Source organism: Gordonia polyisoprenivorans (assembly GCF_017654315.1).
Taxonomy (GTDB): Bacteria; Actinomycetota; Actinomycetes; order Mycobacteriales; family Mycobacteriaceae; genus Gordonia; species Gordonia polyisoprenivorans_A.
Map to the genome: position 1 here is coordinate 4133588 of NZ_CP072203.1, position 19471 is coordinate 4153058.

A 19471-nucleotide genomic window follows, 5' to 3' on the forward strand; every position below is an offset into this window, starting at 1 on the left:
CATCTCCGGCCCCCACACACCCGCCTGCACTCAGACATCGGCGACGTGCCGGCCGTGCGCACCGATCCCCTGGCGGGCGACCTCGGCGGCACCGAGCACCCCGGCGTTCTCACCGAGCTGGGTGCCGCGGATGCGTGCGAGCTGCCGATGGCCGGCCCCGGTGACCAGACGCGCATAGTGTTCGCGGGCCTCGTCGAGGTACAGGCCCGAGGCGGTCCCGACACCGCCGGCGATGACGATGAGGTCGGGGTCGAAGACATCGGCGATCATCGCCAGCCCTTGTCCGAGTGAGGCGGCGAACTCGGCGAAGGCGGCCACCGCCACCGCGTCGCCGTCGGCGGCGGCACCGGCCACCCGTCTGCCGGTCAACGACCCGGGGTCGGCGGCCACGTCGGTCGCGAGCTGGCTGCGACCCCAGTCGCCGTCGGCCAGGAGCTCGACCACAGTGTCGACCAAAGCCGTTCCGCTGCAGTATCTCTCCCAACATCCGCGCTTGCCGCAGGAGCATTGGCGGCCATCCGGGACGATGGTGAGGTGCCCGAGTTCCGGTGCGACACCGAAGCTGCCGCGATAGATCTCCCCGTCGATCAGCAGCCCCGCACCGATGCCGGTACCGATCGCCAGCACCAGCACGTTGCGTCCACGGGCCGCCGCCCCGTAGTGACGTTCGGCCACCGCGGCGGAGTTCGCGTCGTGTTCGGTGAACACCGGGATACCGATGCGTGCGGTCATCTCCTCGGCGACCCGGGCCTCCCGCCACGGCAGATGGGGGGCGAATCGCACCACCTCGCGATCGGGGGTGAGAAAGCCCGCGATCGCCATCCCGACGGCCTTGGCCGCCCAGCGTGAGGTCAACTCCCCGACCAGACGGTCGAGACAGTGTTCGAGAGCTTGGGCCGTCGGCGGGGTCGCCGCGCGCAGCGTGTCGAGCATGACGCCCGAGTCGTCGACCACCGCGGCACGCACGCTGGTGCCGCCGATGTCGATGCCGATTGTCAACTCGCCCATCACTTCTCACTTTCCGATGTCGGGTCGACCGCGTGGTGCCCACGCGACGCGCCGGGCGGCGGTGTCGGCGGGGCGGCCTCGAGGCGCACCTCGATGGGCTGGTAGCGCCGCGGCGGTGCACCGGCGTCGGCGGGGGCACTGCGCAGCGCCGCCGCGATCGCCTCCAACAGGGTGATGAGTGCGGCGATCAGCCGCGCGAGCAGATCACCGATCTCCTGCATCAGCGAGGTGATCTCACCGACGGCGGCCGCGGCCGATCCGTCGCCGAGGAAGGCGCCGGCCGCGGTGGGACCACTCGATCCGGCCCCGGCCGGTCGCGCGGTGCCGGTGGGCCCCGTTCTGCCGGTGGGCACCGATCCACCTGTGCCGAACCATCCCGCGACGACGTCGATCTGGGCAGCCAGCGCGAGGAGCAGGTCGCGCAGCGGGTCGCCCGTCGACTCGCCGCGCTCAGAACCCGACCCGGTGTCGGCACCACGGCTCGTGTCGTCAGTGCTCATACCCTCGCCTCATACGCTCGGCTCATCCGGTCGATACTCCATCTGGCGATTCGTGTGCACAAGCACGGTACCCTCTGCGGCGCGCCCACCTCCATTCCGGGTGTACGCGCTCCGGCACTTCTCAGGCCTGGCGATCCCGCGGCCAGACGGCGGGATCGGGGGTGAAGCGCACCCGGACCTGTCGACCGTCCCAGCTCGCCGTGCCGACGTGGCAGCGCCGCAGCACCGACGGCAGCCGCACCGCGTGGCGGAACCCGTCGACGGTGACGAGCAGGTCGTCGCCACTGCGGCCGAGGTCGAACCGGCTGGGCTCGGGCAGCCGTTGCTCCCACGACATCTCGAAGACGGAGTCGAGTCCCGTACCGGATACCGTCGTCACCGCTGCAGCACCGCTGCCGCGCGCAACTCCGGTCGGACGGGCAAGTGACACAGCGAGTTTGCGCAATCGTGCCGGGCGATCCACCGGGGCGGCGGCGGGGTCGACGGTGGACACGGCGACCTGCGGGTCGTCGACGACCACCTCGGCGGGCGCGCCGGCGCCGACACCCCGGTTCACCACGACCGACCGCATCGGAAAGCCCATCAGGTCGGCGATCGCCAGGTGACGGGGCACCGCACCCGCACCGCGCGCATCGGCCGCGACGACGAGATGTCCGGCGACGACGTGCGGATCGGTGAGCAACTCCACGATGTCGTCGCAGTCGCCCGCGATGGCGTCGACGGCGGCGGTCAGCTGCGCGGGCATCGGTGTGTCGGCGGCCGCCGCGAGACGCCGGTGGCGCGGCCACAGCCGCTCGAGGGCCTGCAGCAGGATCGTCGGCGCGCGCAGCAGGGAGTACGGATCGGCCACCCCGGACAGGTCGACGACGATGCGCTCCCAGGTGCCGCTGGTGGCCTCGTCACGAATACGCCGCAGCAACAAGAACTCCTCGACACCGGGCAGCGCGGCGAGTTCCGCGGCGTCGATGCCGGCCAGTGTGGCCAGCACCGGCAGCGTCGACTTGGCGCCCCGGATACCGGCGGAGAGCACCTCGGCGAACACCGCCCAGGTCTGCTCCAGCGACTCCAGCCGGTCCAGGGTCAACAGGTGCACACCCGAGGAGACCGCGACGCTCGATCCGGGCATTCGGAAGACCCCCAACAGATCCGGCGTCGGCGAAAGCCGGTCGACGGTGATCAGCAGGGTGTGGCGGTCCGGCCGGGCCAGCTGCGCGCGGGCACGACCACGACCGCGGTCACGGCGCAGTGCTCCGGCGGCCGCGACCACGGAAATCCCGGAACCCCCCGGCCCCAGCACCACGTGGATGGGAGTGAGATCGATCAGCCTTCGACTCTCTTCTTCAGGTCGTTGAGGGCGGCGTCGGTGATGGCCTTCTCGGCGCGCCTCTTGAGTTGCCCGATCATCGGCACCATCAGGTCCACCATCAGCGTGTAGGTGACCTTGCTCGAGCCGGGCACCTGCTGTACGACCTCGTAGCGGCCACGCTGATCGCGTTGCAGGTCACTGGAAACCAGTTCCCACGACACCCCGGTGCCGTCGGCGTCCCACGCATACCGCAATTCGTAGGTGTCGCGCAGCACCCCGGCGTCCAGCACGAACCGGACGCGCCGGGCGCGACCCGCCGAATCCCGTTCGGTGACGTGGACTTCGCGTGCGGCACTGACCCATTCGGGATAGTTGTCGAAGTCGGCGATCACCGCCATGATGTCGGCGGCGTCGGCGTTGACGACGATCGAGCGTTCGGTCCGGTCGGCCATCACGCACCCGTCCGGCCGGCTGTGGTCGCGGGCTCACCGACGCCGCGGCCGTCCTCGAGCACGTCCTTGCACTCGAAAGCCATCACCTTGCCGGCCACCCGGCGCTGCCGATTGAGTTCGGCGAGCAGGTCCGCGCGCTCTCGGTCCGATTTCCCGCCGCCGAGCACCGACGCGGCCGGTTCGGCATGCAGGAAGTAATGCAGGACGAAACCGTCGAGCACGGGCTCGCACCAGATCTCCATCGTCCCGTCGATCGGCCCCGACACCCGCCAGCGCACCCCGGCGGCCGCCCGGTCCTCAACGACCTCGAGATGCAGGTCGGGCCACCACCGGCGCCACCTGGTCCGGTCCCCCACCACCTCGGCCGCACTCTCCGGGTCCGCGGCGACGAAGGTGTCGTCGGCAACCTGAATGCTCGTCACGACTCCAGCTTCACATATCGGCGCGGCCGATCGGTAGGCAACGTCTGCTCCGCCCGGTCCGGGCCCACCCCGGCACATCGTGCCAATGATCGTCGTTACGATGGTCTGGTCATCGTTGACGGTCGAAAGGTGCAGGATATGAGCGAGTACAGCGTTCCCGCGAGGTTCACCATCGAAGCCGATGAGAACGCCACCTCGATCATCTTCGGCATCGCCGAACGCACGCCGGGCCAGACCGTCTTCCGCCGCAAGGAGGGCGCGACGTGGGAACCGGTCCGCGCCGATGACATCGCCGCGCGGATCACCGCTCTGGCCAAGGGCTTGATCGCCTCCGGCGTTCAGCCCGGGGATCGCGTGGCCCTGTTGTCGGCGACCCGACTGGAATGGGTGCTGCTGGACTTCGCGATCTGGTCGGCCGGGGCGATCACCGTCCCGATCTACGACTCGTCGTCGAGTTCGCAGATCGAATGGATCATGACCGACTCCGCGGCGTCGATGATCATCGTCGAAGCCGACGAGCACCGAAAGCTCTACGAAGCCGCGAATCTCGACCATCCGGTGCAGGTCCTGCAGATCGATCCGGCCGACGGACTGGGCGCGCTCGAGCACTTGACGACCGCTGGTGCCGAGGTCGACGACGACGAGGTCGCCAAGCGTCGTGCGACGGTCCACGCAGACGATCCGGCGACGCTGATCTACACCTCGGGCACCACCGGCCGGCCCAAGGGCTGCGAGCTGACGCACGCCAACATGCTCTCCGAGGTCCGCGGGGTCCTCGAGGGCAACATGTCGCAGTTGCTCGCGCCCGGCAAGCGGTTGCTGATGTTCCTGCCGCTGGCGCACGTGCTGGCCCGCGCGATCACCCTGGTCGCCATGGAGGCCGGGGTCGAGGTGGGCTTCACCAACGACATTCCGGGCCTCGTACCGGAATTCGCGGTGTTCAAGCCGTCGCTGATCCTCTCGGTGCCCCGCGTGTTCGAGAAGGTCTACAACACCGCCCGCCAGAAGGCCCACGACGAGGGCAAGGGCCGGATCTTCGACATGGCGGCGGCCACCGCCATCGACCACGCCGCGGCAGCCGAACGCGGCGACGTCGGAATCGTGTTGCGCGCCAAGCACACCCTGTTCGACAAGCTCGTCTACGGCAAGCTCCGCGCGGCACTCGGCGGCGAGTGCGAGCTCGCGATCTCCGGGGGCGGGCCACTCGGTTCCCGCCTGGGATTCTTCTTCTCCGGGATCGGGATCCCGGTGTACGAGGGTTACGGCCTGACCGAGACGACCGCGGCGGTCACCGTCAACACCCCCGGCGCGGTCAAGATCGGCACCGTCGGAAAACCCTTGGCGAGCAACGTGGTTCGGATTGCCGAGGACGGGGAGATCCTGCTGCGCGGAGGCGTGGTGTTCAAGGAGTACTGGCACAACGAGGAGGCCAGCGCCGCCGCGATCACCGACGGCTGGTTCCACACCGGCGATCTCGGATCACTCGACGACGAGGGCTTCCTGAAGATCACCGGCCGCAAGAAGGAACTCATCGTCACCGCGGGCGGCAAGAACGTCTCGCCCGCCGGCCTCGAGGATGTCATCCGCGCCGATGCCCTGGTCTCACAGGCGGTCGTGGTCGGCGATCAGAAGCCGTTCATCGCCGCATTGGTCACCGTCGATCCCGAGGCCTTCCCGGCGTGGAAGGAGCGCAACGGCAAGCCCGCCGACGCATCGGTGGCCGACCTCGCCGACGACCCCGACCTGCGCGCGGCGATCCAGTCGGCCGTCGACGAGGCCAACAAGACCGTCTCGCACGCCGAGTCGATCAAGAAGTTCCGGATTCTCGGTGACGATTTCAGCGAGGAGACCGGCGAGATGACCCCGACGCTCAAGGTCAAGCGCAACGTGGTCGTCGACAAGTACGCCGGCGACATCGACGCGCTCTACGCCAAGCGCTGAGTCATCCCCGACCGGAGCCGCTCACAGCAGCCAGCAGCCGGCCGGTCACAGCAGTTGACCGGTCACAGCCGCTGACCGATCACAGCAGTTGACCGATCACAGCAGTTGACGCAGCCGTGCGGCCATCTGCGACCACTGCCAGTGATCCTCGACGAATCGGCGACCCTGACGGCCCATCTCGGCGGCGGCGGCGCGATCGGAGAGGATCCCGATGAGCGCGAGCGCGACCCCGGCGACGTCGGTGCCGTCGACGACGGTTCCGGTGACCCCCTCGCGGACGGTCTCCGGGGCGCCGCCGGAGAGGCCGGCGACCACCGGCACACCGCAGGCCGACGCCTCCAGGTACACGATGCCCAGACCCTCGACGTCGAGGCCCTTGCCACGTGTGCGCGCCGGCATGGCGAAGACGTCGGCGATGGTGTGGTAGGCGGCGAGCTCGGCGGCCGGCACCGGCCCGGTGAACACGACGTGCTCTCTCACCCCCTCCGCGTGGGCGATGTCGTGCAGCTTCTCGGCGTAGGGCCCGCCCCCCACGATGACGAGCGCGGCGTCGGCGATCTCCGATCGGATCAGTGGCAGCGCGCGGATCAGGACGTCCTGCCCCTTGCGCGGCACCAGCCGCGACAGACACAGGATCGTGGGCCGTTCACCGAGTCCCAGCTCGGCACGAATTCGCCGGCGCGCCTGGGCATCCGGAGCGAACCGGGTAACATCGACGCCCGGTGGCAGATATTCCAGCGCGGCCCGAGGACCGAAGGCCGAGGCGAACCGGCCGCGGGTATAGCGACTGACGAAGGTGATGACGTCGGTGTGGTTGCCAATGTAGCGCAGGATGCCGCGCGCCCCCGGGAGCATCGACCAACCGACCTCGTGTCCGTGTGTGCTGGCGATGATGCGCCGGGCCCCGGCCCGGCGCAGATATCCCGACAACACCGCCAACGGCGCGGCCGCTCCGAACCAGACCGTCGAGATGTCTTCGTCCCGAATGATTTTCGCAGCCCGACGAGCGACGAACGGGGTGGGCAACATCAGCGTCGTCGGATGCCGATAGACGCGGTAGGGTACCGCGGCGTCGAACTCCTCATGGCTGCGTCCACGCCAGCGCGGGGCGTAGACCACCACATCGTCCGGGTCCAGCAGATCCACGAGATTCTGGAGGTAGGACTGGATTCCGCCACGCCGTGGCGGAAAATCGTTGGTCACCAGGAGCGTTCGGTGGGTCACGCCATCATCCTTGCCGATCTCATCGCAGTTCGGCCGTCAGCCACGCCCGCCACCGGGCAACGAACTGAGCCCGCGTGATTCCCAGGGTGGCCGACAACGCGGCGTCGGCCCGCGCGGCGTCGCCCGATGCACCCACCGCCACATACAGTGCCCGCAGCCTGGGTTCGCCGAACGCCGCCGCGACGAAGGTCGCCACCGACCACGCCGACTGATAGGCCATCCGCGCGGAATCGGCGTCGACGGAGAACTGCTGATCGGTCGGCAGATCGGACGGAGTGTCACCGGCCTGCACCGCGGCCGCGAGATCCGGGGCCGCGTCGGCGGGGCGGGTATAGGTGGCCTTTCGCCCCACGTACTCCGCCACTCCCTCGGTGAGCCACATCGGCGCGGTGGTTGCGGTCTGCGCGCGTGTCGCGACGTGGGTGAGTTCGTGACGCAGGACGACGCCGAGTGCCGGTGCGGGCAGATCACGGGCCACCGGCGTGAGGAGCACACGCTGGCCGGTCACCGAAGCGGCGGACAGATCGAGGTGGGCGTAGATGGTGGCGGCCGCAGCGGTGTCGGTGGCCGAGGCGGCCAGGGCGTGAAACTGGTCGTCGTCAGCCGTACTCACCAGCACCGAACGCTGGGGCCACCCGGTCCCCCAGAATGCCGACACCGCGTCGATCGCGCCGGGGAGCAGCGAGCGGATGCGGGCAACCATCTCGGCGGTGGGGCCGGGAGCTGTCGAACCAGGAGTTGTCGAGCCGGGAGAAGAGGTGCCGGAACCGTCGGCACCATCCGGATAGGACGCGATGACCGAGGTGCCGCCCGCGGTGGGGACATCGGCAACGGCCAGCCCCGGGAGGTCCCACATCTGCGTCGGTGGTGCGGGCTCACCGGCGAGAGTCGAGTCGCCGACCAGTTTCCAGGTGTCGTCGTAGCGGGCGGCGACGAGCTGGGTGTCGATCACCACCTCGTCCTCGTCGATGCCGGGAGTGCTCGCACCGCCGAGCGCCACGTGCAATTCCACCGGGGCCACCCAGGTGTCGGAGCTGCCCTGCTGATCCAGCCGTGTCTGGACGTCGGCACCGACCAGGGTCTCGACCTCCTCAGTGGGAGCGAGCTGGTAACGAAACTCCTTGAGCTGCAAGCGTTGTCCACGCGATGATGAGTCCGGGCGAGGCACCGACGACGACAGGTTGTCCTGCACGGTCTGCAGCCGGGCGCGTAACGCCGGGGCGATGGACGGGTCGAGCAACTCCGCAAGCTGATCGGGGGTGCCCGAACGCAGCGCGGTCGACAGCGCGTCGAGCAGTCGCGTCACGCCCTGGGAGCGCTGGTCCAGATAGACGTTGGTCGTCGACGCGGGCGCCGAGGACGACCTCGTACCCGAGCCGCCACCGACACCGTCGCCACCGCAGGAGGTGATCAGTAGTGAGGTGACGACGAGCACCGCTCCGGCGCCCGTGGTCACCGCGGCACGCCGGGGCGCCACCCGCGGGCGGAGCACGCCCATCGCCCACCGCGGGCGGAGCACGCCCATCGCCCACCGCGGGCGGAGCACGCGCCTAGTACCGACGCGCGGAGTTGTACGGTCCCGCGTCGTCGATCGGGACGACCTTGACCGGCACACCGAAGGTGGAGGCGTGGATCACGTAGCCGTCGCCGACGTACATGCCCACATGCGTGGCGTCGGGGTAATAAATGATGAGGTCGCCGGGCTGCAGATCCTGGCGCGAGACCGGGGTGCCGCCGGCGAGTTGCGCCTCACTGGATCGTGGCAGGAGCTTGCCCGCCTGCTTGAACGCCCACACCATCAGGCCCGAGCAGTCGAACGAGTCGGGACCGGTCGCGCCCCATACATACGGGTCGCCGATGCGGGTCAGCGCGGCCTGGACGGCGACGAGTGCGGGGGCGGTTCCGCGGGGTACGGCTGCGGGGTCGAAGTCGAAGCGCGGGCCGGCGAGCGCGGCGAGCTGCTTGCCGGTCAGGCTCGCATAGATCACCCGGATCTGTGCGGCCTGCAGTTGCAGTTCGGCCTGCTTCTTCTGTAGATCGCCGCGTACACGCTCGGCGTCGGAGACCGCGCGGGTGGCCGTCGATGCCGTCGAATTCGCGGCGTCGCGGTCCGAGACGGTCTGGGCGCGCACCTTCTTCAGCGCCGCCAGATCGGCGGCGGCGCGACGCGAGACCATCTCCAACCCGGACATCTGGTCGAGCAGGGTCTGGGGCGAGTTGCTGGTGAGGACGGCATAGAGCCGGTTGGAGCGACCGCCCATGTAACTGATGCGCACGAGGGAGTCGAAGCGTGTCTGCAACTCGTTCAACGAGACCTGGGAGCGGTCGAGTGAACTCTGCGCGGCGGCGGCGGCCTTCTTGGACTGGGCGACGATGCCACGCTGCTTGTCGTACTCGATCTGGGCGTTGTGCATCTGTTCGGCCGAGGTCTCGGCTTCACGGCTCAGCGAGGTGTATCGCGCAAGCAGTTGATCCGCCGATTGCGGCGGGTCGGCCACGGCGTGTGGCGTCCCGAACACCGCGCCGATCTGCGTCACCGCGACCGCGATCACCGCGATCAAGGTGATCAACGCCAGGCGTGCCGATCGGTTGGGACCGATTGCCGATCCGGCTCCCACGATTGTCACCACATTCCCCTTGCACTTCCCCACCGACCCGGGCTCGTCACCTCTGCCTCGACCGGGGCGTCGTAGTCCTCGACGCGTTCGGGCGAATCGCGCAGTGCGCGATCCGCCCGAATACATGCTCACACGTTCTCACCGAGACCGGGATCAGTATCGGCGAACCCCGGTCAGCGACCATGCCTTGACCGACGCCTTCTGCACCGGGACACCCTCGGTGGAGGCGTGGATGAACTGGCCGTTGCCGATGTAGAGACCGGCATGGCTGCCGCCGTTGAAGATCAGGACGTCGCCGGGCTGCGCGTCGGCGTAGTTCACCGCGCGTCCACCGCCCAGCTGGCCGTAGCTGTCGCGCGGGATCGTCTTGCCGGCCTGCTGGTAGGACCAGTAGACGAGGCCGGAGCAATCGAAGGCATTGGGGCCGGCGGCGCCATACACGTAGGGCGCGCCGATCTTGGTTTCCGCGGCACGAACGGCCTTTTCTGCAGCACTCTGCACCGGGGCGGTGATACCGCCACCACCCGGGCGGAACTGGTTCGGAACCTGATTCTGATCGATGCCGGGCACCGTGAACTTGCCGAGATTCGGGATCTCGATGGTCGCACTGGGCGCCGGAGCCGGTGCGGCGAGGGCCGGACCTGCGGCTACGGCGAGCGAGCCGACGGTCAGCGAGCCCGCGATCATCGCCTTCTTGGCGATGCCTCCGCGATTCGGCTGTTCCAAACGATGTTTGGCCACGAAACGAGTTCTCCTTTGGTTCTCCCTTGACCGCCTACCGAGTTAGCTGTCGGGTTCGGGCCGAGAGAATGGCCCTACGCGATCCGGACACAGTCGTGTCCAGGGCGCGACTCACCCCAATTCGGATTGCTCCGAAAATGTGTGGTTCCCCGGTTCGTCCGTCGGACGATTGAGCGGTGATCTCCCCAGACCGCTTCGGTTTGAAGCGGGACGCTCTGCGAAGGTCTCGGAAAGGTTACGAAATCGGATGCGGGTCTGTCCACTAGGGGACAAAGGGCCCGATTCGCGGTGACGGCTAACCCGCCCGCAGAATCCGCAGACCCGGGCGCGAAGCGGGTCCGCACGCAGGGCCGATGGCGAGTTTTGCCGATCGTGCAGACTCCGTGCTCACCATCGAAGCGGCGGCGAACACATCGACCGCAGAGCAGATCTCGGCGTCGGAATCCCCCACCTCACGGACCACCCGCCGACCACCGAGATCATCCCCATCACCGCTGGTCACAGGCTCTACGAAGAGGTTCATCATGCAGCCGTCACACGCGCGGTGACGGCCCGGGCAGCTGGCGCAGTCGATGTACATTGTGATCTCCATCTCACTTGCTGTCTCTGGACGTGTCGGCGGGCGATTCATCCCGGTCTGCCCGACCCGGCCCGTTGCGCAACGGGCCGGGCGAGCTCCGGTGTCGACCACCGCAGCCGACAGTAGAAGTGACCACCGACAGAATCGTCGCGTCGGCATCGACAGGGCTCGAGAGCACACCCATCTCAGCAGTCACTCGCACCCCAACCGAGGCTGTCGGAGGGTCGAACTAGTGTTCGCGGCGTGGTGGTTGATACGGCTCAGCTCTCCTTCGCCGACCTCGGCGCAGGAGCGGACGGCACCGACGACGCGGGATTCGGCGAGCAGTCCCTGTTCGATACGACGATCGTGGTCGTCGACCTGGAGACGACCGGGGGCGATCCGGCCCGCGACGCCATCACCGAGATCGGCGCGGTGAAGGTGCGCGGCGGCGAGGTGCTCGGTGAGTTCGCGACCCTCGTCGACCCACAACGGTCGATCCCACCGCAGATCGTCGCCCTGACCGGGATCACGAGCGCGATGGTCTACGACGCCCCACAGATCGGTGAGGTGCTGTCCTCCTTCATCGAGTTCGCGCGCGGGTGCCTGCTGGTGGCCCACAACGCGCGCTTCGACATGGGATTCCTGCGCCACAACGCCACGCGGCTGGACATGGCGTGGCCCTTTCACACCAGCTTGTGCACCGTCCGGCTGGCGCGCCGGGTGCTGACCCGCGACGAGGCCCCCACCGTCCGCCTCAGCGCTCTCGCCGACCTGTTCGACGTCTCGGTACGCCCGACGCACCGGGCCCTCGACGACGCCCGCGCCACCGTCGAGGTCCTCCATCGGCTCCTCGAGCGCATCGGAAATCAGGGGGTGCGGACCTACGCCGACCTGACCGCCTATCTCCCCCGTGGGAACCCCCGTCTGCGCGCCAAACGCCATCTCGCCGAAGGACTTCCGTCACGACCGGGGGTCTACCTGTTTCGCGGACCGTCCGCCGAGGTGCTCTACGTGGGCACCGCTACGGATCTGCGACGCCGGGTGATGTCGTATTTCAACGGATCCGACCCACGACCCCGGATCGCCGAGATGGTGAACCTCGCCGTCCGCGTCGACCACGTCGAATGTGCCCACGCACTCGAGGCCGGGGTCCGCGAACTGCGATTGATCCTGGCGCACACGCCCGCCTACAACCGGCGCTCCACCCGCCCACACCGCGGCTGGTGGATCACGCTGACCGGCGAACGATTTCCCCGACTGCAGATCACCCGGACCCCCGGCACCGATTCCGTCGGACCGGTGGCCAATCGCACCCGCGCCGCCGAGATCGCCGAGCTGATCTCCCGAGCCGCCGGACTGCGCACCTGTCGGGCCCGAATGCCGGTCGCCGCGACACATCACTGGTGCCGGACCCCCGCCGACGGTGGCGATGCCCTGGGCGGGTGCGCCGCGGCCACCGACCGTCCGTTGACGGTCACCGACTACGTCGGCCGGGTACAGGCCACCCACGACCTTCTCTCCGGTCGCGACTCGGCCATGTTGTCGGGGCTCATCGACGAACTCGACCGCCTCACCGACGCGCAGATGTTCGAGACCGCGGCGCGTCACCGCGACCGGGTCGCCGCGACCATCGACACGCTGGCACGCTGTCAGCGGCTCTCGGCGCTGTGCCGGATCGCCGAGATCGTCGTCGCCCGGACCGACGGCGCGGGAGGATGGGAATTGGCCGTGATCCGGCACGGCCGGCTCGCGTCGGCCGGACATGCCCGACGGGGAGTGGCCCCCATGCCGGTCGTCGACGCGTTGATCGCCTCCGCGGAGACGGTGCTGCCCGGGGAGGGGCCGCTGCTGGGTGCGTCCCCGGAGGAATCGGCACTGCTCCACCGGTGGCTGGGCGAGCCGGGCGTGCGAATCGTCGCGAGCTCCGAGGGTTTCGCGTCGCCGGTCGGATCGGCGGCGCGCCGCGGCGACTGGGCCGCCACGGCCCGCTCGGCCGCCGAGACCGCCATGCCTCGACGCCGGACCCGGACGCCCGCACCGCCTCCGAAGGCCGTGGCGCAGCACGCAAAGCCGCTACGGGCCGGTGGGATCCACGCCCTAAGCTGATGCCATGATCACCGCCATCGTCCTCATCCACGCCGACGTTCACCGCATCCCGGAGACCGCGCAGGCGGTCGCCGACATCAGCGGCGTCGCCGAGGTGTACTCGTGTGCCGGCGACGTCGATCTCATCGCCAAGATCAAGGTGCGCGATCACGCCGAGATCGCCGACGTGGTGACCGGCCGGATCAACCGGCTACCGGGGGTGACCCATACCGCCACCCACATCGCCTTCCGCAGCTATTCCAGCTCGGAGGTCGAGGGCGGCTTCTCCATCGGCGAGGAGTAACGCGCTACGGCCGGCCGGCCAGCTCCTGTGAGCGGGCGGCCCACCGATCGAGTAGCGCGGCCGCGGCGCCGGAATCGATGACGGCTTCGGCGCGTGCCTTCGCCGACACCATCGCCGCGGTGAGGCTTTCGACGCCGTAGGCCTCGGTCATCTCCGCCGACACGATGGCGCCCGCGGCGTTGAGGACCACCGCGTCCCGGACCGGGCCCCGTGCCCCGGCGAACAGGTCGCGGGCGATCGCGGCGTTGGCGACGGCGTCTCCCCCCTGCAGCGCCGACAGCTCCACGAGCTCGATACCGAGTTCACGCGGATCGAGGGTGAGTTCGACGACCCGGCCGCCGACGACCTGCCACACCGTCGAGGTGCTTGTTGTCGTCAGTTCGTCGAGTCCGTCGTCACCCCGGACGACGAGCACGGCCGCCCCTCGTTCGGCGAAGGCCTCGGCGAGCACGGGTGCGAGGTCGGCGAAGGCACAGCCGACCAGCCCGCGGGAGGGTCGGGCGGGGTTCGTCAGCGGCCCGAGCACGTTGAACACCGTGGGGATACCGATCTCCCTGCGCGGCGGCCCGGTGAAACGGAACGCCGGATGGAACACCGGCGCGAAGCAGAATCCGATACCCAATTCGTCGACGCAACGTTCGACGTCGCCCGCGCCCAGGCCGATCGACACGCCGAGCGCCTCGAGGACGTCGGCGCCACCACTCTTCGACGACGCGGCGCGATTGCCGTGTTTGACCACGGCGACGCCGGCCGCGGCGATGACGACGGCGGTCATGGTGGAGATGTTGACGGTGTGGGAACGGTCGCCGCCGGTGCCGACCACGTCGATGGCCGGCCGGGACACGGTCACCGGTACCGCGTGCTCGAGCATCGCCGCGGCCAGCCCGCGCAACTCGGCGGGCGCTGCGCCCTTCATCTTGACCCCGACCCCGAAGGCCGCGATCTGGGCTCCTGTCGCCCCGTCGGTCATGATCTCGTTCATCGCCCAGGCCGCTTCGTCGACGGTCAGGTCGATGCCGTCGGTGACCCGGCCGAGGATCTGCGGCCACGTGTACGTCTGCGCGCTGCTCACCCCAAGAACTGTAGGGCCGACCCGACACTCCCCGGGCGTGGGGCCCACCCCACGTCCCGGCCGCTCACCCGCTTGTTCGCCCGCCCGAGTGGTCCGTCTTCCCGGCACGTTGCAGCACCTGCCACCCCACCGCGCGGCCGCCGTGCCGCGACCCGAGACTGGCCATCCTCGAACGCTCCTGCGACAGGTGCAGTGCATCGACGAGTTGCACCCGCGCCAGCACCAGCGCCTCGTGCCCATCCGGCACCGGGCCGTCGTGCTCCTGAAGAACCGGCCGGTACCCGTCGAGCGCGGCGACCGCGATGGCGTCGGACACCCGCGAGATCGGCAGAACCAGATGATGACGGACCACGGCCTGATCCTGCGGACGCCACGAAGACCCTTCCAGCACAGTCGAACTCGATGCGGCGTCGTCGTCGCACGAAGCGATCACCTCGAGATCGTCGTCATCGACGCCGATCGCTTCGGGAACGCTGCGGGAACCGATCCGCGCGGTGAGTCGTTGCCAACGGGAACGGGAGACCGGGCGGCCGTTCACATCCCGCGGCGCTGGGTTCGGCTCGTGGTCCGATCGCGAAGTACCCATGCCCCGAGCAAACCACGACGGGGCCCACAGACACGCCGAGACACCCGCGCAACCGGCGCCGACCAGCGCGAAGAGAAAAAGTTCCCACCAATCTCGGACCCAAGTGGTCACCGCGTACTACGAACCGTCATACTTCAACTTGTGACTAGCGCTGTAGGTACTTCCGGAACGGCCATCACCGCGCGCGTGCACTCACTCAACCGGCCCAACATGGTGAGTGTCGGCACGATCGTCTGGCTGTCCAGTGAGCTGATGTTCTTCGCAGGCTTGTTCGCGATGTATTTCGTCGCGCGCGCCAACGCCAATCCGGTCGACGGATGGCCTCCGGAGCCCACCGAACTCAATCTGGCCCTGGCCATCCCGGTGACGACGGTCCTCATCCTCTCGTCGGTGACGTGCCAGATGGGTGTGTTCGCCGCCGAGCGCGGCGACGTCTTCGGTCTGCGCCGCTGGTACCTGCTGACCTTCTTCATGGGCGCATTCTTCGTCTGCGGCCAGGGCTACGAGTACTACCACCTGGTGCACGAGGGCACGACGCTCTCCTCGAGCGCCTACGGCTCGGTGTTCTACATGGCCACCGGATTCCACGGCCTGCACGTCATTGGTGGTCTGGTCGCCTTCATCTTCCTGCTGATCCGCACCAAGCTGTCGAAGTTCACCCCGGCCCAGGCGACCGCGGCGATCGTCGTGTCCTATTACTGGCACTTCGTCGACATCGTGTGGATCGGCCTGTTCGTGACGATCTACTTCATTCGATGAGAACGCGGCACGCCGGGAGCACCCGGAGTCCCTGCGCAGTAACCGAGCTTTGCGCGGGGTGAACCCGCATCACAGCCCAGAGTCCGTCCGCTAGTAGAGAGACTAGAGATGAGTTCATCTCCACCGCGATCGTCGGATAGCGACGCAACTGACGCGGTCGAATCGGTCGCGACGCCGTCGACGACCCCGGCGAGTTCCGCCCGCCGGTCGAAGGCACGACGCAAGCTTCGCCGACGTGTCAGCGGCACCATCCTGTTGCTCGCCGGTCTGTTCATGGCCGGCATGATCGCGTCGCTGCTGACGCCCAAGCCGCAGGTCGCCACCGCCGATGTCGACAACGCCGCGCTGATCAGTGCGGGCAAGCAGTTGTACGAGACCTCGTGCGTCACCTGCCACGGCGCCAACCTGCAGGGTGTGCCCGATCGCGGCCCGTCGCTGCTCGGTGTCGGCGACGCGGCCGTGTACTTCCAGGTGTCGACCGGCCGTATGCCCGCCGCTCGCGGTGAGGCGCAGGCGCTGCGCAAGCCGCCGAAGTTCACCACCGCCCAGATCGACCAGCTCGGTGCCTACATCCAGGGCATGGGTGGTGGACCCAGCGTGATCTACGAGCACAACCCGGACGGTTCGATCAAGACCGAGAACGGTGTCCGCGTGGTTGCCCAGGAGTCACTCCGCGGCGACAACCTCGCCCAGGGTGGCGAGCTGTTCCGACTGAACTGCGCGTCGTGCCACAACTTCACCGGCCGTGGCGGTGCGCTGTCCGGCGGTAAGTTCGCGCCGACGTTGTCCGACGTCAAGGAACAGCAGATCTACACGGCGATGCTGACCGGCCCGCAGAACATGCCGAAGTTCTCCAACCGCCAGCTGTCGGTGGACGAGAAGAAGAACATCATCGGCTTCATCAAGTACGTCACCGAATCCAAGCCGCAGGGCGGCCTCGGAATCGGCGGCTTCGGCCCCGTCAGTGAGGGCATGGTGATGTGGTTTGTCGGGGTTGTGGCGATCGTCGCCGCCGCGATGTGGATGGGATCTCGAGCATGACCGTCAGCGATAAGGACGTCCCGACCAAGGACGAACTCGACCAGATGAGCAACGACGAGCTGGTCAAACTCGGTACCAACCTCGACGGGGTGGAGATCATCCACCGCGGCGAGCGCTACCCCGAGCCGGGCACCGGTGTCGAGAAGCGCGCCGAGCGCCAGGTCGCCATCTGGCTGACGATCTCGGGCATCTCCGCGCTCGCCTGCTTCGTCATCTTCTGTTTCAATCACTGGCACTTCGCCATGCCGGACGATCCGAACTACTGGTGGTACACGCTCAACACCCCGCTGTTGGGCATCACCTTCGGTCTGTCGATCCTGTCGATCGGCATCGCACTGGTGTTGATCACCAAGAAGTTCCTGCCCTCGGAGATCTCGGTGCAGGACCGTCACGACGGACCCGGTTCCAGTGACGTCGACAAGGCGACCATCGTCGCCGAGCTGAAGGACTCCGGGACCACCTCCACCCTCGGCCGCCGCAAGATGATCATCGGCTCGGGCATCTTCGCCTTCGGCGCGCTCGCCTTCACCGGTGTGATCGCCGCGGTGGGCGGCATCATCAAGAACCCGTGGGCCGATCGTGGTGACGCTCCCCTGTGGAACTCGGGCTGGTCACCGATCTACAACTCCAAGGAGGACCCGACCGAGACGGTGTTCCTTCGTCGCGATGTCGGTGACCCCTTCCGGGTGGCTCTCGTCAGGCCCGAGGACCTCGACTCCGGGGCGATGGAAACCGTCTTCCCGTGGCGTGTCTCCGACGGACTCGGCGAGACCGAGGAGTCGCGCGAGAAGCTCGTCTGGGGTCTGCGCTACGTCAGCAACCCGGTCATGCTCATCCGCTTGCGTCCGGCCGACGCGGCCAACGTCATCAAGCGCAAGGGCCAGGAGAGCTTCAACTACGGCGACTACTTCGCCTACACCAAGGTCTGCAGTCACCTCGGCTGCCCGACCTCGCTCTACGAGCAGCGCACCAATCGCATCCTCTGCCCGTGCCACCAGTCGCAGTTCAACGCGCTCGACTCGGCCAAACCGGTCTTCGGTCCGGCAGCGCGCGCACTGGCGCAATTGCCGATAACGGTGAACGATCAGGGGTACCTGGTCGCCAACCGTGCCCACAACCAGGGCAACTACATCGAACCCGTCGGACCGGCTTTCTGGGAGCGTGACTCATGACCATCGCCGACCGCATGGCCACACAGGCCGAAGAGGTGGACTCGCGGTACCACCTCGCCGCCGGTATGCGCCGGCAGATCAACAAGGTCTTCCCGAGTCACTGGTCCTTCATGCTCGGCGAGGTCGCCCTCTACAGCTTCATCATCCTGCTGCTGTCGGGTGTGTACCTGACCTTCTTCTTCGATCCGTCGATGAGTGAGGTCATCTACCACGGCGATTACGAGCCGCTCAAGGGCGTCATGATGACCCGCGCCTACGAGACCACGCTCAACATCTCGTTCGAGGTGCGCGGCGGTCTGTTCGTCCGGCAGGTGCACCACTGGGCGGCCCTGCTGTTCGCGGCGTCGATCATCATTCACATGGCGCGCATCTTCTTCACCGGTGCGTTCCGACGGCCTCGTGAGGCCAACTGGATCATCGGCTGCCTGCTGCTGATCCTGGCGATGTTCGAGGGCTTCTTCGGTTACTCACTGCCCGACGACTTGCTCTCCGGAACCGGTGTGCGCGCCGCAATGAGCGGTATCGTCCTCGGAATCCCGCTGGTGGGCACCTGGATTCACTGGGCGCTGTTCGGCGGACAGTTCCCGGGCGACATCATCATCCCGCGCATGTACGTGATGCACATCCTGTTGTTCCCGGGAATCATCCTCGCGCTGATCGGTGCTCACCTGGCCCTGGTCTGGTACCAGAAGCACACGCAGTTCCCCGGCCCCGGCCGCACCGAGAAGAACGTCGTCGGCGTGCGCATCATGCCGGTCTTCGCCGCCAAGGGTGGTGCGATGTTCGCCGTGGTCACCGGTGTCCTCGCGATCATGGCCGGTGTGTTCCAGATCAACCCGGTGTGGGTCCTCGGCCCGTACAACCCGGCGCAGGTGTCGGCGGGCTCGCAGCCCGACATCTACATGATGTGGACCGACGGTCTGGTGCGTCTGATGCCCGACTGGGAGCTGTACTGGGGTCACTACACGATTCCGGCGGTGTTCTGGTGCGTCGTGATCATCACCCTGATGTTCGGCGTGATGTTCGCCTACCCGTGGATCGAGAAGCGCCTCACCGGCGACGACGCTCACCACAACCTGCTGCAGCGTCCGCGTGACACCCCGGTGCGCACCGGCCTCGGCGCGATGGCCTTCAGCTTCTACATCATCCTCACGCTGATGTGCATGAACGACATCATCGCGTTGAAGTTCCACGTATCGCTCAATGCGACGACCTGGGCGGGCCGCATCGGCCTGATCGTCATCCCGCCGCTGCTGTACTTCATCGCCTACCGCTGGGCGCTGGCGCTGCAGCGCAGCGACCGCGAGGTCCTCGCCCACGGCATCGAGACCGGCATCATCAAGCGCCTCCCGCAGGGTGAGTACATCGAGCTGCATCAGCCGCTCGGACCGGTCGACAGCCACGGTCACCCGATCCCGCTCCCCTACGAGGGTGCGGCTGTCCCGAAGCGGATGAACAAGCTCGGCTCCGCCGGCGCTCCGGGTACGGGTTCGATCCTGCTCGCCGATCCGCCCGAGCAGCAGAACCGCAACATCGAGCACGAGCACGAGCAGGAGCTCGCCGAACGCAAGGCCCTGCGCGAGTTGCAGGAAAAGGGCGGCAACCCGCTCGAGTAGGTGCGCCACCGGCGCAACCGCCGGAAGTGCAACGAACACAACGACATCGGCTGTCGTCACGG

18 protein-coding genes and 1 riboswitch are annotated in these 19471 nt (G+C 68.1%); of the genes, 7 read left to right on the forward strand and 11 right to left on the reverse strand.

The genetic code is table 11. The features are described 5' to 3' along the window. Nucleotides 1-30: 30 nt before the first annotated feature. From J6U32_RS18635 to J6U32_RS18655, 5 genes are all read right to left on the reverse strand, one after another. A complete protein-coding gene (locus J6U32_RS18635; protein WP_208791618.1) occupies nt 31-1008 on the reverse strand; it encodes an ROK family protein in 978 nt (325 codons plus the stop codon). Then, the gene (locus tag J6U32_RS18640) at nt 1008-1508 is read right to left on the reverse strand and encodes a hypothetical protein (RefSeq protein ID WP_208791619.1); all 501 of its coding nucleotides are present in this window, start codon (nt 1506-1508) and stop codon (nt 1008-1010) included. The genes J6U32_RS18635 and J6U32_RS18640 overlap by 1 nt, the downstream gene beginning before the upstream one ends. Before the next feature lie 121 nt (nt 1509-1629). Continuing rightward, nucleotides 1630-2808 (reverse strand): ArsA family ATPase, encoded by a 1179-nt coding sequence (locus J6U32_RS18645; protein WP_208791620.1) that lies wholly within the window; start codon nt 2806-2808, stop codon nt 1630-1632. 20 nt (nt 2809-2828) lie between these two features. Beyond that, entirely contained in the window at nt 2829-3266 is a 438-nt protein-coding gene (locus J6U32_RS18650) for an SRPBCC family protein (RefSeq protein WP_208791621.1), read from the reverse strand. After that, nucleotides 3266-3688: a hypothetical protein gene (locus J6U32_RS18655; RefSeq protein ID WP_208791622.1), complete on the reverse strand. Its 423-nt coding sequence runs from the start codon at nt 3686-3688 to the stop codon at nt 3266-3268. Before J6U32_RS18655 ends, J6U32_RS18650 begins: the two co-directional genes overlap by 1 nt. Before the next feature lie 138 nt (nt 3689-3826). Between J6U32_RS18655 and J6U32_RS18660 the strand changes: the two genes are divergently transcribed. Further along, nucleotides 3827-5629, forward strand: coding sequence for an AMP-dependent synthetase/ligase (locus J6U32_RS18660; protein WP_208791623.1), 1803 nt, complete (start codon nt 3827-3829; stop codon nt 5627-5629). Nucleotides 5630-5725: 96 nt separating this feature from the next. Here J6U32_RS18660 and J6U32_RS18665 read toward each other — a convergent pair whose 3' ends face one another. From J6U32_RS18665 to J6U32_RS18680, 4 genes are all read right to left on the reverse strand, one after another. After that, entirely contained in the window at nt 5726-6853 is a 1128-nt protein-coding gene (locus J6U32_RS18665; protein ID WP_208791624.1) for a glycosyltransferase family 4 protein, read from the reverse strand. Between the two features lie 19 nt (nt 6854-6872). Continuing rightward, nucleotides 6873-8378 carry a peptidase MA family metallohydrolase gene (locus J6U32_RS18670; protein WP_244332138.1) on the reverse strand — a complete coding sequence of 502 codons (1506 nt, stop codon included), beginning with the start codon at nt 8376-8378 and terminating at the stop codon, nt 6873-6875. Between the two features lie 25 nt (nt 8379-8403). Beyond that, entirely contained in the window at nt 8404-9483 is a 1080-nt protein-coding gene (locus J6U32_RS18675; protein WP_208791625.1) for an NlpC/P60 family protein, read from the reverse strand. Between the two features lie 141 nt (nt 9484-9624). After that, the gene (locus tag J6U32_RS18680; RefSeq protein ID WP_208791626.1) at nt 9625-10212 is read right to left on the reverse strand and encodes a C40 family peptidase; all 588 of its coding nucleotides are present in this window, start codon (nt 10210-10212) and stop codon (nt 9625-9627) included. Nucleotides 10213-10228: 16 nt separating this feature from the next. After that, nucleotides 10229-10398: riboswitch (cyclic di-AMP (ydaO/yuaA leader) on the reverse strand. A 637-nt stretch (nt 10399-11035) separates the two neighbouring features. Here J6U32_RS18680 and J6U32_RS18685 point away from each other — a divergent pair. Continuing rightward, the gene (locus J6U32_RS18685) at nt 11036-12880 is read left to right on the forward strand and encodes a DEDD exonuclease domain-containing protein (RefSeq protein ID WP_208791627.1); all 1845 of its coding nucleotides are present in this window, start codon (nt 11036-11038) and stop codon (nt 12878-12880) included. A gap of 4 nt (nt 12881-12884) precedes the next feature. Continuing rightward, nucleotides 12885-13163 (forward strand): Lrp/AsnC family transcriptional regulator, encoded by a 279-nt coding sequence (locus J6U32_RS18690; RefSeq protein WP_006370539.1) that lies wholly within the window; start codon nt 12885-12887, stop codon nt 13161-13163. A gap of 4 nt (nt 13164-13167) precedes the next feature. Here J6U32_RS18690 and trpD read toward each other — a convergent pair whose 3' ends face one another. Next, the gene (trpD, locus tag J6U32_RS18695; protein ID WP_208791628.1) at nt 13168-14235 is read right to left on the reverse strand and encodes an anthranilate phosphoribosyltransferase; all 1068 of its coding nucleotides are present in this window, start codon (nt 14233-14235) and stop codon (nt 13168-13170) included. Nucleotides 14236-14299: 64 nt separating this feature from the next. Continuing rightward, a complete protein-coding gene (locus J6U32_RS18700) occupies nt 14300-14821 on the reverse strand; it encodes a hypothetical protein (RefSeq protein ID WP_244332140.1) in 522 nt (173 codons plus the stop codon). Between the two features lie 141 nt (nt 14822-14962). Here J6U32_RS18700 and ctaE point away from each other — a divergent pair, with 141 nt between their 5' ends. The 4 genes from ctaE (at nt 14963) to qcrB (ending at nt 19409) form a co-directional block, all read left to right on the forward strand. Next, the gene (gene ctaE / locus J6U32_RS18705) at nt 14963-15580 is read left to right on the forward strand and encodes an aa3-type cytochrome oxidase subunit III (protein ID WP_170320210.1); all 618 of its coding nucleotides are present in this window, start codon (nt 14963-14965) and stop codon (nt 15578-15580) included. A 108-nt stretch (nt 15581-15688) separates the two neighbouring features. Next, nucleotides 15689-16621, forward strand: coding sequence for a cytochrome bc1 complex diheme cytochrome c subunit (qcrC, locus tag J6U32_RS18710; RefSeq protein WP_208791629.1), 933 nt, complete (start codon nt 15689-15691; stop codon nt 16619-16621). Beyond that, nucleotides 16618-17793 carry a cytochrome bc1 complex Rieske iron-sulfur subunit gene (qcrA, locus tag J6U32_RS18715; RefSeq protein ID WP_208791630.1) on the forward strand — a complete coding sequence of 392 codons (1176 nt, stop codon included), beginning with the start codon at nt 16618-16620 and terminating at the stop codon, nt 17791-17793. Before qcrC ends, qcrA begins: the two co-directional genes overlap by 4 nt. Continuing rightward, the gene (gene qcrB / locus J6U32_RS18720) at nt 17790-19409 is read left to right on the forward strand and encodes a cytochrome bc1 complex cytochrome b subunit (RefSeq protein ID WP_208791631.1); all 1620 of its coding nucleotides are present in this window, start codon (nt 17790-17792) and stop codon (nt 19407-19409) included. The genes qcrA and qcrB overlap by 4 nt, the downstream gene beginning before the upstream one ends. Nucleotides 19410-19471: the final 62 nt, after the last annotated feature.